Source organism: Nocardia sp. NPDC019219, assembly GCF_040632645.1.
Taxonomy (GTDB): domain Bacteria; phylum Actinomycetota; class Actinomycetes; order Mycobacteriales; family Mycobacteriaceae; genus Nocardia; species Nocardia sputorum.
In genome coordinates, this window is the sequence record NZ_JBEYCG010000019.1 from 103,553 (window position 1) to 119,277 (window position 15,725).

The window sequence follows — 15,725 nt, forward strand, 5'->3', positions numbered from 1 at the left end:
GGAGCCGACCATGACCGAATCCGACGACTTCCAATCACCCGCCGACCGCATCGAGGCGGATGACGCCGAGCTCCGCCGGCAAATCGACAAGGTGGTCGAAGCACTGCGAGCCAAGGATCTCGAAACACTGAAGCAGTGCTACACAGCCGACGTCGTGTCCTTCGATGTCGAGCCGCCACTCCAGCATGTCGGAATAGCGGCGAAACTGGAGAACTGGGCGAGAGTGTTCTTGTTCTTCGCGAGTGTGACCTATGAGGTTCGCGATCTGACGTTCACCGTGGGCGGTGACGTGGCATTCGGGCACGCCTTCGCTCGTCTGAGCGGCACACTGCAAGACGGAGCGGCAACGACCGGTATGTGGGTCCGGGTCACCTACGGCATGCGGAGGATCGACGGCACCTGGTTGATCGCCCACGACCAGGTCTCGGTGCCGCTCGATATCCCGAGCGGCAAAGGTGTGGTCGATCTCGAGCCCTGACGGGGCGCCGAGATGATTACCCCGGGTCAGTGGGCGGAAATGCCACCCGCGCGCTAGGTGCCGCGGCGGGCGCCCGGAAAAAAATAGGTATGTCGTAGGTAATTCGACCGTCGCCGCGACGCGCCGACCGGACCACTCTGGAGGGAAACCTACCGGCACTCTTTCGCGGAGGATCGCAATGTACGCACACGATACGAAGGACGGCGCGACCGTCGTCGGCGACGGCATCGCCGAGCGCGCGAATGACACGTTGATGATTCGCCGCTGCGCGAGCTGCGACAAGCTGCTGGCGCCGATCACGGCCGGGTGCTCGTCGTGCGGATCCGACGACCTCGTGCGCGTACCGTCGTCCGGCGGCGGTTCCATCGTGTCGTGGCGGGTAGTGGATCGGGCTCCGTCCGACCGGCGCGGCGAACTGGTGCCGTTGACGATCGCCATCGTCGAACTCGACGAGGGCCCGTGGGTCTACACCTCCATCGAAGGGGACATCCCCCCGATCCAGGGAGACACGGTGCGCGTCCACTTCCAGCCGCATCCCCGGGAAGACCGGTTTCCCGTGTTCACCGTCTGCGCCGAGCCGCGCGACACCGGACATCGGTGCTCGTCTTCCCGGTGATGGACGGATGCAGGAGCCCTCGGCTGGAGAGGCCGACAGCCCCCGCCGGTCGTTCTTCGAAGCCGAGGCAGTTGCTCGGCGAGCCGTGCCGGTTGGCGGATCGCGGAACATCCGGGCCCGAGGAGGGCGGATTCGAGGGTTCTAGAGTCGTGCCATGGGAATTCGCGACGGCGATCGTGCCGTAGACGTCCGGGACGTTGTGGCCGCGCAACTGCCCAACTATCGGATCGACTCGGTAGCGCTGCTCGGGGAGGGGGAGGACAACGTCGCGCTCTGGACATGGCATTGGACAATTACCGGACCAGTGCGCACGCCTTGCGGGCGATCCGGGCGCGTGCTGCTTTCTATGCCAGGTGCAGCGTGCTGGAGGATATGGCTTACGGGCTCGAGCACGGGCTGCGGAGGTATCTCGACAAGAGCCTCGCGGCACTGACGTGGCTGTATCCGATTCCAGCCCACTGGCAGCAGCGGTAAATCGACGGCGTGAACGGTGGTGGAGAGCCTGAGCGGGGGGCGCCGAGCTGGCCTGGCTCGGCGCAACCCGGTCACTGTGGTGGAGTACGACGGGCGGATGTGGCTGATGGAGGTCGTTTCCGCAGGCAGTGGCGACCTACGTTCGTGAGATCAGGTAAGGACAACGTCGTGCCCCGCTTGACGCCGCTGTCGAATCGCCTCGTAGCCGACCCGAAGGCGCTACGGTCCGAGTTGGGTGCACGGTGCCCACCCCCTGCGGGTGCCCACCCACCCGGGGGGTGGGCGCCCTCCACCCCCCGGGGCCCCAAAGGGGCTCATGTGGGCTCGGCCTGCACCGATTCGGTCAGGCCGGCACCCCCGCGCAGTCCCACGCTTCCACCGGGTCGCGGGAATACCAATGCCCGGTCCATTCCCGCCCTGCCTCGAGGGCTGCGTAGAACTCCTCGTCATCGGGCAATTCCGGACCATGGGCGTAGACGACGCCGGGACGGTCCCCGTGGAAGCGGCGCGCCCGCTCCACCGCGCGAGCCGACCGCTCGGCGAGATAGGCGCGTTGCGTGATCAGCCATTCCTCGCTCGTGCGAACTCCCGGACCGCCGTAGTCCAGCGGGTAATGCGATTGGTATTCCAACCGCGCCAACTGCTCACCCGCGTGTTCATACAGCCACACGATCCACCCCGGAACCTCCGGCTGTGCGGCCAGCGCACGAACAGCGAATCCTGCACGCGCGGTCGGGCTTTCCGGATCACGCCGCGACGCGGCGGCGACACGAGCGACCGCCGCGAAGTCGATGCTGCTCCGCTCCCGATCCTTCCGATGCCTACCACCCATAGCCGATAACTCTAAAGCTCGGCGGCGGTCGGCGACCAGGATTTGCTCCAAGTTGGCCCGCGACCGGCCGTCGCGGTCTCTCTGCCTACCGATGCCTACGTGAGAAACGAAGCCCTGGCCCGAAGTTCGTCGATCGGATGCGCCCGGCAACCCCCGCTTCTGCGGCTACGCATCCGAGGCGGACGCCAGGGTGTCGGAGCGGCCGGCCAACAGTCTGTGGTGGGCTGCCGGTCCAGAGCCCCCGCAGCGCGATTCGTTCGCGTTCCTCGGCGACGCTCGGTTGGTCGGCTTGTGGACGCTATTCGGCCTGGTGCGCACGGTGATCCAGACATTCTTCCACTGCCGACGCGCGCCCGAGATGGTATGAACTCCGGTAACCTGGCCGCGCGAATTCCTCCACCTGAAGGGGGATTCGCGGCGCAGTCCAGCACCTGCCGGTAAGCCGGGAACATCACCCGGCGCGGGTACTGCGAACACCTCGTCATGCCGAGGGAGCGGCCCCACGCGACACCCCTCCGGTCCCGAGGATGCTGGATTAGCCGGTTGCATGCTGTCGCTGGAGCGGCACCTCAATTCGGACGGTGAAATCCCGCTGATCGGCGGAGGCACACGGCAGAATGCGGCTATGCGTACATTTGCCCGGTTGTTGCGGTGTGTCGTATTCGGGGCGCTGATCGTGGTGGCCGGTCACAGCGTCGTGGCCGCTCCCGCCGCAGGAGAGGTCCATCTTCGGTTGCCCTGGCTGACTTCTGAGCCGGACGGAGTGCGGGCGTCGGGAGCCATATTGGCGGACGGGATCACGGGCACGGTGCTGTGGTCCCGGCAGCCGCACACCTCGGTCCCGATAGCCAGTATCACGAAGGTGATGACGGCACTGGTCGTGATCAATGCCGGCGACCTCGACCGAGTCATCACCGTGCCGCGTGAAGCCATCGCCTATTGCACCGAGCACGACGGAAGCAACGCGGGCCTGGTCCTCGGCGAGGTGCTCACCGCACGACAACTCCTGTACGCGATGCTGCTGCCGTCCGGCTGTGACGCCGCCTACACCCTCGCCGAAGCCTACGGGCCCGGCCAAGACGGCTTCATCGCCGAGATGAACGACACCGCGCTTCACATGGGCCTGGCAGGAACACATTTCACCGATCCGAGCGGACTTCCCATCCCCACCGACCACTCCACCTACTCCACCCCGGCGGACCTGCTGGCACTCGGCCTGCGCGCGATGAGTCTGCCGGTGTTTCGTGAGATCGTCAGCGCGCAGAGCTATCACGTGCCCGCCGGACCGGGCAACCGCGCTCACCTCTGGCAGACCACGAACCGGCTGCTGCGCGACTATCCCGGCACAGTCGGCATCAAAACCGGATGGACCGACGCCGCGGGAACGTGCCTGCTGTTCGAGACCGTCAGGGCGGGAATACCGCTGATCGGTGTGGTTCTGCACAGCTCGGCCGACAGCGACGTCGCCGCGAAGGACGACGCCGAGCGCATGTTGAACTGGGCCTACCACCCGATCCTGAGCGTGCTGCCGATCGGTTAGCGCCGGGAGACCGGCTCGGTGACCCATGGATCAACCGAGCGGGCACGGCGCGACCGCCCTCCGCCCTCGTGTCGGCCACGTGCCCCCGGTTGCGATCAGTTCGGGGGCCGCGACGAGTGTGCCGCGCCGTGCTCGAACATGGCCGTGGACTGGGCAAGGGCGGGCATCGACGACGACCGCCTCGATGAACTCGTCGAACACATGCTGCGCATCGTGCAGTCCTTCGTCATCGACCCCGGCCGTCCGCCCCGCTCCGGTGCCGGGTTACGCCGCAACCTCGCCACCTGGGTGGCGCCCGCGGTGCACCACCACACCGAGCGGCAGTAGGCCCAGGACAGCTTTCTTGGCGTGCGACCGCCCGAACTGGGTATCACGTCTGCGCAGCGCAAAAGGCGAGCGTTCGGAAATCGCGGTACGCCACTGCGACATGGCAGCGGCCCGGAGGATGGGAGGAGAGCGTCATGGCGGCGCGACACCGTACCTACCTCGTTCGTCTCGACCCCTGCCTACGCGACGAAAGTGCGACACCGAAGGGGGTTCGAGGCGCGTTCTTCGACTGGCTGCAGACCGTCGACGCCGAGCCCGTCGAACTCTGCGGCGCCGATCGCGTCGTCATCTTGTGCTCGTCGGAAGCCGCCGACCGCATCCGCGACCTCGAGTACGTCCTGGATGTCGAACAACGCGCCTAGCCGCCTGTGCCGAAACCGGAGCCCGGGCAGACATCGACGCCGGCGGCGCGGCTCCTGGGCGCCTCAGGGTGCAGGATGGGTTGTTCAGCGATCCACACCGGAGAGGGTGCAGATGACCATCCTGGTAACCGGGGCCACCGCAAACATCGGCCGCAAGGTTGTCGACCACCTGCTCGAATTGGGAGCCACCGATATTCGCGCGCTCACCAACAACCCGCGGAAGGCCGCGCTTCCGGCCGCGGTGCAGGTGGCCGAGGGTTACTTGCGGCGACCGGACACCTTGCCCGCCGCGCTTTCAGGGGTAGAGCGGATGTATCTGGCGCCCACACCCGACAGCGTCACCGAGGTGCTCGCGCTGGCCCGCGCGGCCGGTGTGCGGCACGTCGTCGACCTGTCCGGTGAACCGGAGAGCTGGTGGGGCAGCGTCTGCACGGCTGTCGAGGACAGCGGCCTGGCCTGGACTCATCTATGGCCCGGCGATTTCATGGAGAACACGCTGATCTGGTCGCGCCAGATCCGCGAGACCGGTGCGGTGCTGGAGCCGCGGCCCGACGCCGCGAGCGCACCGATCGCCATGGACGACATCGCCGCCGTCGCCGCCACCACCCTGCTGAGCGACACTCATCTCGGCCGGGCCTACCCACTGGCGGGACCGGAGATCCTCACCCGCACCGATCTCGTCCGACACCTCGCGGAGGCACTGGGCCGCGACATCACGTTCCGGCAATCCACGCGCGAGGACACTATCGCTGCGCTTACCCCCACCATGGGCGACACCGCAACGTGGTACGTCGACAACGTCCTCACCAGTTTCGACGTGCCTCCTCAGGCCCTGCCCGTCACCAGCGTCCAGGATGTCACCGGCCGACCCGCGACAACCTTCGCCCGCTGGGCCGCCGACAATGCCCCGCGTTTCACTGCCGACTGACACCACGCTCACCGGCAGGGCGTTCGCCGACCGCCTCGCCCACGCACCATGAGAATCCACCCGAAACGCCCCGCACCGTGGGGAACACCGGAGCGGCGAAATCGATCCACCGGCAGACGTGCCACACCGAAGCCGGGCCCAGCACCAGCGGCGGCATCAAGGCCGATCCTCCGGACCGCTCGCTGAGCGCGCGGACATCGGTGACAACTTCCCGCCGGTATTCAGCCCGCACCTGGTGCAGAGCCGCACGTAGAGCGATTGCGGGATTCAGGTGAAGCGTCGGACGTGCGGTATTGCTGGGCCACACTTCGGCGCTGTGCGCCTGAGCCGGAGCTGTTACCCGGTTGCGGGGTCGGTGAGGGTGCCCGATTTTCGGTCAGGATGGTGGCTCTTCGTCGAGTTCGCGAGCGAGTTCCAATGTTTCGTACAGCGGGCTGCCCGGCCCGGCATCGACCGCGAAGACGTCGGAATAGTGTTGTGGCGCAGGCAGGCCGGGGTCGGCCGCGAACTGGTCGGCAAGGGCGGTGAACATCGCGTCGACGAGGCTTGGCGCGAACTCGAGGGTGGGGAGGGAGCAGTAGGCGGCGATCCATGTCGGCAGCATGAATGCCTGGCCGAGCCATCTCAGTTGGTCGGGCAGGTAGACGGTGAGGATCGGTAGGTCGACATCCCTGATCGCGGGCCAGGTGTCCGCCGCCTGGTCGGCGTGCTGGGTGAGGAAGACGATGGCCTCTGTGCGCAGTTGCAGCATGCCGCGTTTGATGGCGTGGCTGGGGTCGTCGGCGAATGTTCTCGCGTCCAGCGGTCGGCAGTCGATGACCACGCGCTGCGATTGCCAACGGTCCGAAAACCAGCGGCGGATCTCACGGTTCCACTCCAACGCGGCCAACAGGTCGGTATCTGCGTTCTGGCGCCGGCTCAGATCGGGTACTCGGTCGACGACCTCGGCGAAGTCCAGCGCGAACTCCGAAGGAGGATAGCCCCGGGTCAGACGCACCGGCGATCGCTGGTGCTTGCGTCCGTACCGCGGCAATGCCCGAAAAGCCGCGCGGTGCATCGCCCAACCCATCGGGTGGTTGGTCGGCGCCGGAAGAGTGATGAGCTGATCGGTGAACAAGTCGTCGGCGATGCGATTGACCGTATCCACGTCGCGGAGGAGGCCGATCAGCAGCCGTAAGGTGCTCACTGCCGCGAATACGTCGATGAGCACGCGCGGAAGACTCGGTACATCCAGTACAAGGGTGTTGGGCGGGAAGTCGGGCGTTCGCCGCCCCGACCGCACCGAGAGCAGTTGCCGGGCCGCGAATTCTCGATCGACCACCGTCAAGCCGGAGACGGTGAGATCCGCGACGACACGGCCGCGGAGGAAGTCGGAACGATCCCGGAGATATTGCGTCAGCTCCGCCTCACGTCTGCACCACAGACTCGCGGCGTATCGCTCCGAGCGCACGCGAGCGATCACCGGTGCTGCGGCGAAGAGGCGCCACACCATTGCGGTGTTGGTTTCACCCGCCGGGACCGTCACCGCGTCGATGGACACGTGGGCGGCGCCCCAGAGGCCGAGCGTCATCAGCGTCGGTTTGACATCGCCGGATCTGTGGCTGAGCGCTAGCGAGGGGCGCGGCCACCACGGGGCGACAGCGCTGAATGCGTAGAGGACGACGTCTGCCGGCCGGACGTCTTGCCACGGATGCGAGATCGCCTCCTCGAGCCAGGCCAGGGCCCGCAGTCCCAGGGCGTAACGGCGCAGGACGCACAAGCCGAGTGCCTGCACGGGATCGTCCCTGGTGGCCACGAAGCCGACAGCGGCCACGATCGGCGGACAGACCAGGAGTTCGGCGACGAGGCGTATGGCCGCGCGCAGAGCGTCGTGCTCCCATGTCTGACCCAACCAGTACCAGTGGTCCTGCCACCAGATGGGTTGTCCCTGCTGCGTGGGAACGAGATTCGGTTGCTGGTCGCGCCATTCCGCCGCATACCAGGCCTCGACGGCGCGGGCGAGGTCGATCTGCGGCTGGTCTGTCCACTCCACGATGTCCAGCACTTGTTCGAGTCGTTGCAATGTCGCTCGATAGAGCAGGTCGGCGTCGGTGGTCTCGGCGAAGAGGAGGCCTGTGAGCGCACTACCGGTGATCGAACTCAGCCAGGCGCGAACGAACTCCGCTTGCAGCAGCCGCTGTGACGGTTGTCCGGCCGCACCTGGCTCTTCGCGAAGGATCGGAATGAGCCGAGTGAGGCACTCCGCCCGCCGGTCGGCGAGGGGCTCCGCGCCGGTGAGCACCTCGTCGAGGGCAGCGGAGTTCGATGTCCGGCCGAGGCCGGGTGGAACCAAACCCGTCGGCTCGGCTTCCAGTAGCGGCCAGTCGTCCAAGGGGCCGCGCTGACTCCAGGTTTGCATCGCGAAGCCGATCACGGAGTACCGGACCCCCTGGGCAACCCAGTAGTCGTGCGGCCACGGTTCGTGCCACATCACGTCGGTTCCGTCGTTCACCCGCCGCTCGAGCGAGGTCCACCAGGACTCCCAGATCCGCGGATCTATCTCGTCTACCGCTCGTCGAAACCAGGCATACGCACCGGCTGCGACATCAGACCCCGACACGTGTGCATCCGGAAAGGCGCTCAGCCACAACGACGCTCACTACCACAGCATAAGGGCGACCAGATGAGTGTCCGGGGTGAATGCGGCGGGGAGTTCCGCATCCGGTCCTCGCCGGCGTGCAGCGGCTGACCGATCGGTCAGCTACCCTTGGCCTGCAGGCACACGAGAAGAGGGGCAGGATGAAGCAGCTCGCGGGTGGAGCGAACGAGCCTTCGCTGGGATCACCGGCGCGCCCGAAACCGACGTGGTTCGGGGAGGCCAAGTTCGGGATCTTCGTCCATTGGGGATTGTTCTCGGTGCCCGGCTTCGCTCCGAGAGGCCGTTATACCGATGTGTTGCGCGACGATTACCGGCACGCCATGACCAGGAATCCCTACGCCGAGCAATACCTGAACGCGATGAAGGATCCCGGCTCGCCGACCGCCGCGTTCCATCGGCGGCACTTCGGCGATCTGCCGTACGACGGCTTCAAGACGATGTTCGAGCAGGGGCTGGAGGATTGGCGCCCGGACGCGTGGGCCGAGACGTTCCAGCAGGCAGGCGCCCGGTACGTGGTGATGGTCACCAAGCACCACGACGGGTTCGCGTTGTGGCCGACCGGTGTACGCAACCCGCACAAAGCCGGATGGTGCACCGAGCGCGACCTGGTCGGCGAACTCGCGGACGCGGTGCGCGGGCGCGGGATGAGATTCGGTGTCTATTATTCCGGCGGAATCGACTGGACCTTCCAGCCGAAGACGATGAAGACCCTCGGGGACTACATCTACTCCCCGCACGGCCGCGATTACCCCGCCTACGCCGACGCCCAGATGCGTGAACTCGTGACCCGCTATCGGCCGGACATCTTGTGGAACGACATCTCGTGGCCGACCGGCCGGGAACAGTTGCTCTCGTTGTTCGCCGACTATTACGACGTGGTGCCCGACGGTGTGGTCAACGATCGCTGGCAGATCGACTCGTGGGTCAGGAAGGTGATGCGCTGGAAACCGGCCAGGGCCGGTTTCGATCTGCTGATGAAGCAGTTGCTCACCGCGCGCCCGGACCTCCTTCACAACGCGGCGCCGCAGGCGGTTCCGCACGCGGATTTCACCACTCGCGAGTACACCCGATTCGACACGATTCAGTCGGTCGAATGGGAGGCGACCCGGGGTATCGGCAACTCGTTCGGTTTCAACCGCGACGAGACCGACGCGGACTACGCCTCCTTCGAAGACGATCTCTTCCCGGCTTTCGCCGACACGGTCGCCAAGAACGGCAATCTGCTGCTCGATGTCGGCCCGAGCGGTGGCGCGGGCGTCATTCCCGCGGCGCAACTCGATCGGCTCGCGGCGTTCGGCGACTGGCTGCGGGTCAACGGCTCGGCGATCTACGGCACCAGCCCCTGGAACGAAGCGGCGGGCGAGACGGCCGAGGGGCTGCCTGTCCGGCTGACGTGCGACAGCACTGCCGTCCATGTCCTGGTGGTCGGCTATCCGAAGGGGCGCGAGGTCACCTTGAAGGCACTGTCGCTTCCGGGATCCACCGGCACCTTGGCGGCGGATGGCAGCTCGGTGACGGTCCGCAGGCGTGGTAGCGACACCGTCCTCGAGTTCACCCGTGATCTGACCGGCATGTACTCCCCTGCGGTGGCCATTTCGCGGTCGTGAACGCGTTGCGGGACCGTATTGATCTCAGTGGAGACGAAGGAGAACATCGTGACAGTCGACCCCGCAGAATCGGCCGCCGACGTGCGTCGTGGGCAGCTCGTCGACAGTGCGATCGCCCTTATCGCCGAGGTAGGACATGCTCGTACCTCGCTGTCGCGGATCGCTGAGAAGGCGGGCGTCTCGAAAGCCGCGGTGCTGTACCACTTCAAGAACAAAGAGGAACTGCTCGATCAGGTGCTCGACCGCGTGCTCGGCGGCCTGGTCGAGCACGTGGAGGCGGCGGTGCGCGCCGCGGGCACGCCCGCCGACGCGGTCGGCGCGTACATCCGGGCGATGCTCGGCCATCTGAGCGCCCACCCGTCCCATATCCGAGCGCTCACCGAGGCCATCGCGATCGGCGAGGCCGCAGGCCGTAGCACGATCCGCGCGGACTCCTCGCGCTGGCGAGTACTGGCGGACCTGTTGGCCGCGGGGCAGGCGGATGGCCGGTTCCGCGCGTTCGACGTCGAGACGACCGCGGTGGTGATCAGCGCCGCTATCGACGGTCTGGTCGGCCGATGGCTGACCGAACCCGAGTTCGATCTGCGGGCCGCAGCCGAAGAACTGGAAGTATTCGTCTACCGCGCGATTTCTGTTGCCGGACGGTAGACGCAGGGCACACGGTGGGCAGGCAGTTCGAGTCCGCAACCACCTTTTGCTACTTCGTTCGCCCGCAGCGGTCGCACCGCCGGCTAGTCCATGACGGGTTCCGAGGGCGTCACCCGCTCGTGCAGGGTCAGCAGGAGATGATCGAAACGGGTGCGTTGCTGCACCAGCGCGCCGCCCATCGCGACGACGTCGGCGGTCAGTTGCTCGGCCAGCGCGCGGATCTTGATATTGGTCTCCTGCGAGCGCCAGCGCAGCACCCGGAACGCCTGATCGGCGTTGACGCCGTAGACGAACATCACCACGCCCTTGGCCTGTTCGATCACCGCGCGGGCGTCGATCACGTCGGGTAGCACGTCATCGAGGGCTTCCTGCAGAGTGTCCTCGAGCGTCTCGGTGACATCGATGAGGTAACCGGCGGAGCCCACCACCGCGCCGTCGTCGTCGAACAGTTGATCGCCGATGACGATCACGTCGTGCGTCTCGCCCTCGGTGTCGATGATCCGCTGGCGGGTGCAGAACGGCGTGGCGGTCTCGACGGCGTGGGCGAGCGCCTCGGCGACGCGCACGCGGTCGTCGGGGTGCAGGTGGCTTTGCAGGAGTTCGGCGGACGGGTCGACCTCGCCCGGTGCGTACCCGTAGATCGCGGCAGCGTCGTCGGACCATTCCCACCGCTGGTCGGCGAACCGGAAGCGAAAGCTGCCGATGTTGGAGCAACCGCCCAGCAATTCGGATGCAGTCTCCTGCTCCCGTTGTCCCATTTCAGTCACCGGTCCAGTATGGCCCGCGCGCAAGCGCAGGTCAGGAGGAGGATGGCCTTGTGTGGCCGGCGCCTCGCCGACCGGCGGCGCGCCTGGGCGGCCGCAGGGCGACAAAAGTGAAAGAGGAATATTCGCGAACCCGAGGTCAGCGGGTGCGGCGCGACGGGACTCGATGGCGTCTTGCTTCTCCGGCCGCCGAGCTCAGGGGCGGTGATACGACGGTGGCAGGCGGTAACCGCGGTCGGACAGCAGGGCACGCAACACGTCAGGGCGATTGGTGATCAGACCGTCCACCCCGAGGTCGAGCAGCGCGGTCATGGTCGGACTGTCATCGACCGTCCACGGCACCACCCGCATGCCGCGGCGGTGCGCGGCGCGAACGAGTTCTCTGGTGGTGAACGGCTGATAAGCCGGATCGGTGATCGGGGCGTTCTGTGGCGTGCCGTGGACCGGCGAGACCGCCGCGGCGCCGATGGCGGCCGCGGCCGCGACGTATTTCTCCTGCAGCGTTCCCGGGAAGTCGTCGATGTCCATTCCGCCCAGCCACGGGGAAGCGCCGGCTTCTCCGGCTCGCAACTTCGGCTGGCCGTCGGTCAACGCGACGACCGGTAGGTCGGGCGCCGCCTCGCGCAGCCGCCGCAGGGTGGCGAAGTCGAAACTCTGGATGGTGACCTGCCGCGCGATGCCCGCCCGGCGGATCTCCGCTACCACGATGTCGACGAACTGTTCACGCGGCGCGGTTTGTTCCGGGGCGGCGGCCTCGACCTTGGTCTCGATGTTCAGCATCACCTGATCGGCGTGATACGCGCGCACGAGGTCGAAAACCTCCGATAGCAGAGGCATTCGCGCTCCCGGCGCGGTGCGCTGTCCGGGTTGGTCGGTGGAGGGCACCGAACCACAATCGATCGTCCGCACCTGAGCCAGCGTCAGATCGCGAATGAAGATGTTCCCCGGCACATAGGGGAACTTCGGGTCGCCGGGAACGTCAGGCGCGGTGTCCACGCACTTCGCCGGACTCGGATCGCGGTCGTGGGTGACCACCGCGTACCCGTCCGCGGTGATCTGCACGTCCAGCTCCAGCGTGCTCACCCCGAGTTCCAGCGCGTTCGCGAAGGCGGGCAGCGTGTTCTCCGCCACCAGCCCCAGCCCGCCGCGATGGGCTTCGAGATCGAACGCGGCCGGACCGTCGGCCGCCGCCTGCTGCGCGCCTGCCGTCAGACCACCGGCTGCCAGCATCCCCGCCACCGCGCCCACCACGCACATTCGCCGCATCGTGTCATCCTGCCGCCGGGTGGTCACGCTCGGATGAAGAACCGGTGAACGGCGAGCCGCCGCGCTCGGCTCGAGGCGTCCGACGCCATCGGGATGTGACCGAGCATGCCGCGTTCGGTGGTCGACCGCGACGGCGAGAACGAGACCGGTCGCGGCCTCGGCCAGTTGCTCGCGGAAGACATCGAGCCGTCCGTCGACAGCGATCCGGGCTCAGGTCATCCGGTCGACCATCCGGCGTCGACGGGCACGATGGCGCCGTTGACGAACGAGGCGGCGTCGGAAGCGAGGAACACCGCGACCGCGGCCATCTGTTCGGGCGTGGCGAGGCGTTGCTGGTTGAGTTCGATGATCGGTCGCAGCGGGGCGACGCCTTCGGGGTCGAAGTCGGAAGCGATGCCGGTCATCGTGGGGCCGGGCAGGATGGCGTTGCAGCGGATGCCGTCGCCCGCGTGTGCCCAGGCGATGTTGCGCGTGATGCCGAGACGCCGTGCTTGGACGCGGTGTAGGCGATTCCGGCCGCGCCGCCGCGGATTCCGGCTTCGGAGGCGGTGTTGACGATCGCGCCGCTCCCGCGTTCGAGCATGTGGGGCAGCACCGCTTTGGTGACCAGGAAGGTGCCGGTGAGATTGATGTCGATGACCCGGTTCCATTGCTCGAGCGAGGTGTCGGCGGGCAGCGCCATGCTGTCCATGATCCCGGCGTTGTTGCAAAGCACGTCGATGCGGCCGTAGGCGTCGAGGATGAGCTCGACCAACCGGTCCACGGCCTCGGCGTCGGAGATGTCGGCCGCGACGGCCGGGCATGCTCGCCGATCTCGGTGGCGGCCTGGTTCGCGCGGTCGGCGTCGACGTCGGCGACCACGACTCGGTGTCCGGCCCGGGCGAAAGCCTGAGCCATGGCGCGGCCGATGCCCGAGCCCGCGCCGGTGACGACGGTGACCGGCTGCTCGCTGGTGTCGGTCATGGACGGTCCTTTCGGTCGGTGGGGGTGGACGGCCGTGGCGCCACCGTGGGTCGATGTTCGTCGAGCAGCAGCGTGGCGAGTTCCTCGAGTAGTGCCGCGGCACGCCGCGCGGCGGCGGGGTCGCCGAGGGCGCCGGCGAGGGTGTCGTCGATGGGCCGCCGGCGACGGTCGATACCTCGCGTGAGCTGCTCACCCGGGTGAACCAAGGTGCGGCGACGGTCGGCGGGATCGGTGTCGGTGACGAGCAGACCCCGCTCGGCGAGCCCGGCCACGATCGTGGAGACGTGACTCTGGACGAACCCCGTGCGCTCACACAACTGGCGGATGGAGCAGCCCGGATACTCGGCGACCTCGCCGAGGATCGCCATCTCTCCCGGGGACGGAAGGCGGTCGCCGGGAGCGATGTCGGCCTGACGCGACAGCTCGGTCAGCCGCCGAGCCAGGCGATAGAGCTGCCTGCCGTTCACGCGCCTCACCGCACCAAACTGATCTGTGAGAGATACATCTGGAAGCGATGAATCTGTCCGAGTCTGCTCCCGGAGGTGTGCGGCCGCCTCTCGCGAATCGGTCGCAGGGCTGCCTGAAATTGCATTATGTGACTGCTAATTTCTCTCATGCAACGATGATCCTTGGCATGAGCCCTGCTGTCTGCTTCGGCCGGTTGTTCGGTGGGCCTGTGGCTGCACCGCGTTGATGTCAGCGTGAAAGCCATGCTGGTAAGCAGTATTCAGAAATGCCCAGCTGGAGGCATGGCGGTGGACCAAGGTTGTCGATAACGACGGAAGTGGTGGAACGGGAAGCGTAACGTCTGTTATGTTAATAGTCGTTCTGATGTGATGAGCGCTCTCGCGGTCTCCGTGATCAGTGCTCGGGCTCAATGAGGAGTGGCGCAGATATGGACGAACTCGGCCTGCGCGGAGCATGGAAGACGATCGCCGCCGTATGCCTTGCGGCGGCGGTGACCACCAGTCTCCAACTCGGTGTCGTATCCGTTGCCGAGGGCGCACCGCCCCATTGCCCGGCGTTGTACGCCGTAGCGATCCCCGGAACATGGGAGACGTCCAGCACCGGCGCGGGCAAAGGAATGCTCGCGGTGAGCCTGAACGATCTGCCCGGTGACGTCGAGGTCGACTATGTCGGTTACGCGGCGACGGCCTTCCCTTGGGAGAGCGAAGTGTACGGCCGCTCCAAACAGGAGGCTATCGACAAAGCGCGTGGCTTGGTCTCGGGCATGGCGCAAGCGTGTGACGCGACCCGGATCGCGTTGCTCGGCTACAGCCAAGGTGCCGATGCCGCAGGTGATCTCGCTGCCGAGATCGGTACCGGGCGGGGCGTGGTGCCGCCGCATCGGGTCGTTCTGGTGGGGCTGATCTCCGACCCTCGTCGCTCGCCCGGTGACACGCTGATCGGTCCGCCCGTCCCCGGCGCGGGCGCGGCGGGTCCCCGGATCGGCGGATTCGGCCGGCTCGCCGCGCGGACCTACACCTTCTGCGTCGCGGGTGATCTGTATTGCGCGATGCCGGATGGCGATTTCGCCGGACGCATCGCGGGCTTCTTCGTCCAGTTGTCGAATCCGGATCCGGCGCAGCTGGGCAGCTACCAGCAACAGGCGACCGAAATCATCGGCGACGCACTGGCCGCGGGCGGGCTCGGCCTCTTGTCCGATCAACTCAACGCCTCCGCTTACGAACAAAGGAAGCGGCAGATCGATGATTTCCTGCGATCCGGCATCCACCAGAGCTATCCCTCGTACGCCATCGGCCCGGATGCCGCGACGCCCTTGACTTGGCTGCGGCAACGCCTCATCGAAGCAACCGGCCCCTGACCGGCCCCGGGCGACGAGGCGCGGTGTGCGCCGCCGGTTCTCCGCCTCGACGGCCGGGTCGAGGCGGATCGTCGCCCGACGCTAGATCTCGGCCTGCTCCAGTTGGCGGCGCACCAGCTTGCCGGTGGCGTTGCGCGGCAGTTCATCGAGGAACACCACATCACGGGGAACCTTGTGGCGGGCGAGGTCCGCTTTGACGTCGTCCTTGATCTCCCGCGGGTCGCGCTTGGCGTCCAGGGCGGGAACGACGAATAGACCTATTGGTCTGTGGTACTGGCAAGGGTGGCAACCGGACTTTTACCGCCCGGCAAGGGAGGAGCGCGGTTCTGGTTTCGTGCTGCCGGGGATCGGCGAGGAGAATCTCCATCGGCTGACTTTTCGCTGAAGTCGACGCGATAATGCCGTTCAAGATCTCGCGACGCATCGAGGCTCGTCAGAGTCTCGTTCGGGAAAGAGG

Annotated in this window: 14 protein-coding genes and 3 pseudogenes; 10 read left to right on the forward strand and 7 right to left on the reverse strand. The window is 66.9% G+C overall.

Translation table 11 applies throughout. From position 1 onward, the window contains the following. Nucleotides 1-10 precede the first annotated feature (10 nt). The 3 genes from ABZ552_RS28715 (at nucleotide 11) to ABZ552_RS28725 (ending at nucleotide 1,568) form a co-directional block, all read left to right on the forward strand. Nucleotides 11-478: a nuclear transport factor 2 family protein gene (locus ABZ552_RS28715; RefSeq protein WP_281873345.1), complete on the forward strand. Its 468-nt coding sequence runs from the start codon at nucleotides 11-13 to the stop codon at nucleotides 476-478. Between the two features lie 178 nt (nucleotides 479-656). Continuing rightward, nucleotides 657-1,094, forward strand: coding sequence for an OB-fold domain-containing protein (locus ABZ552_RS28720; protein ID WP_357441050.1), 438 nt, complete (start codon nucleotides 657-659; stop codon nucleotides 1,092-1,094). 279 nt (nucleotides 1,095-1,373) lie between these two features. After that, a complete protein-coding gene (locus tag ABZ552_RS28725) occupies nucleotides 1,374-1,568 on the forward strand; it encodes a hypothetical protein (RefSeq protein WP_357441053.1) in 195 nt (64 codons plus the stop codon). A gap of 343 nt (nucleotides 1,569-1,911) precedes the next feature. Here ABZ552_RS28725 and ABZ552_RS28730 read toward each other — a convergent pair whose 3' ends face one another. Continuing rightward, on the reverse strand, nucleotides 1,912-2,400 hold the full coding sequence (locus ABZ552_RS28730) for a hypothetical protein (RefSeq protein WP_281873343.1): 489 nt from the start codon (nucleotides 2,398-2,400) through the stop codon (nucleotides 1,912-1,914). Nucleotides 2,401-3,025: 625 nt separating this feature from the next. Here ABZ552_RS28730 and ABZ552_RS28735 point away from each other — a divergent pair. The 4 genes and pseudogenes from ABZ552_RS28735 to ABZ552_RS28750 all read left to right on the forward strand — a co-directional run bounded on the left by ABZ552_RS28735 (nucleotide 3,026) and on the right by ABZ552_RS28750 (nucleotide 5,557). Then, nucleotides 3,026-3,940 (forward strand): serine hydrolase, encoded by a 915-nt coding sequence (locus tag ABZ552_RS28735; RefSeq protein WP_281873342.1) that lies wholly within the window; start codon nucleotides 3,026-3,028, stop codon nucleotides 3,938-3,940. A 144-nt stretch (nucleotides 3,941-4,084) separates the two neighbouring features. Continuing rightward, nucleotides 4,085-4,267, forward strand: a pseudogene (locus ABZ552_RS28740) (TetR family transcriptional regulator); the annotation flags it as partial. 134 nt (nucleotides 4,268-4,401) lie between these two features. Next, the gene (locus ABZ552_RS28745; RefSeq protein ID WP_281873341.1) at nucleotides 4,402-4,629 is read left to right on the forward strand and encodes a hypothetical protein; all 228 of its coding nucleotides are present in this window, start codon (nucleotides 4,402-4,404) and stop codon (nucleotides 4,627-4,629) included. Nucleotides 4,630-4,741: 112 nt separating this feature from the next. Continuing rightward, complete coding sequence (locus tag ABZ552_RS28750; RefSeq protein ID WP_281873340.1) at nucleotides 4,742-5,557, forward strand: NAD(P)H-binding protein; 816 nt, start codon at nucleotides 4,742-4,744, stop codon at nucleotides 5,555-5,557. Between the two features lie 376 nt (nucleotides 5,558-5,933). Here the strand turns inward: ABZ552_RS28750 and ABZ552_RS28755 are convergent, their stop codons facing one another. Beyond that, on the reverse strand, nucleotides 5,934-8,048 hold the full coding sequence (locus ABZ552_RS28755; RefSeq protein WP_357441058.1) for a hypothetical protein: 2,115 nt from the start codon (nucleotides 8,046-8,048) through the stop codon (nucleotides 5,934-5,936). Between the two features lie 287 nt (nucleotides 8,049-8,335). Between ABZ552_RS28755 and ABZ552_RS28760 the strand changes: the two genes are divergently transcribed. Beyond that, nucleotides 8,336-9,802 (forward strand): alpha-L-fucosidase, encoded by a 1,467-nt coding sequence (locus ABZ552_RS28760; protein ID WP_357441061.1) that lies wholly within the window; start codon nucleotides 8,336-8,338, stop codon nucleotides 9,800-9,802. A gap of 48 nt (nucleotides 9,803-9,850) precedes the next feature. Further along, nucleotides 9,851-10,450: a TetR family transcriptional regulator gene (locus ABZ552_RS28765; RefSeq protein WP_281873337.1), complete on the forward strand. Its 600-nt coding sequence runs from the start codon at nucleotides 9,851-9,853 to the stop codon at nucleotides 10,448-10,450. Nucleotides 10,451-10,533: 83 nt separating this feature from the next. On the opposite strand, the gene ABZ552_RS28770 is transcribed toward ABZ552_RS28765, so the two are convergent. The 4 genes and pseudogenes from ABZ552_RS28770 to ABZ552_RS28785 form a co-directional block, all read right to left on the reverse strand. After that, the gene (locus ABZ552_RS28770; protein ID WP_357441191.1) at nucleotides 10,534-11,208 is read right to left on the reverse strand and encodes a PAS and ANTAR domain-containing protein; all 675 of its coding nucleotides are present in this window, start codon (nucleotides 11,206-11,208) and stop codon (nucleotides 10,534-10,536) included. Between the two features lie 201 nt (nucleotides 11,209-11,409). Next, a complete protein-coding gene (locus tag ABZ552_RS28775; RefSeq protein WP_357441064.1) occupies nucleotides 11,410-12,507 on the reverse strand; it encodes a glycerophosphodiester phosphodiesterase family protein in 1,098 nt (365 codons plus the stop codon). A gap of 188 nt (nucleotides 12,508-12,695) precedes the next feature. After that, a pseudogene (locus ABZ552_RS28780) lies at nucleotides 12,696-13,443 on the reverse strand (SDR family oxidoreductase). After that, nucleotides 13,440-13,919: a helix-turn-helix domain-containing protein gene (locus tag ABZ552_RS28785; protein ID WP_357441066.1), complete on the reverse strand. Its 480-nt coding sequence runs from the start codon at nucleotides 13,917-13,919 to the stop codon at nucleotides 13,440-13,442. The pseudogene ABZ552_RS28780 and the gene ABZ552_RS28785 overlap by 4 nt, the downstream one beginning before the upstream one ends. Nucleotides 13,920-14,338: 419 nt before the next feature. Here ABZ552_RS28785 and ABZ552_RS28790 point away from each other — a divergent pair, with 419 nt between their 5' ends. Continuing rightward, on the forward strand, nucleotides 14,339-15,268 hold the full coding sequence (locus tag ABZ552_RS28790) for a cutinase family protein (RefSeq protein ID WP_357441069.1): 930 nt from the start codon (nucleotides 14,339-14,341) through the stop codon (nucleotides 15,266-15,268). A gap of 81 nt (nucleotides 15,269-15,349) precedes the next feature. Here the strand turns inward: ABZ552_RS28790 and ABZ552_RS28795 are convergent. Beyond that, a pseudogene (locus ABZ552_RS28795) lies at nucleotides 15,350-15,520 on the reverse strand (acyl-CoA synthetase); the annotation flags it as partial. Nucleotides 15,521-15,725: the final 205 nt, after the last annotated feature.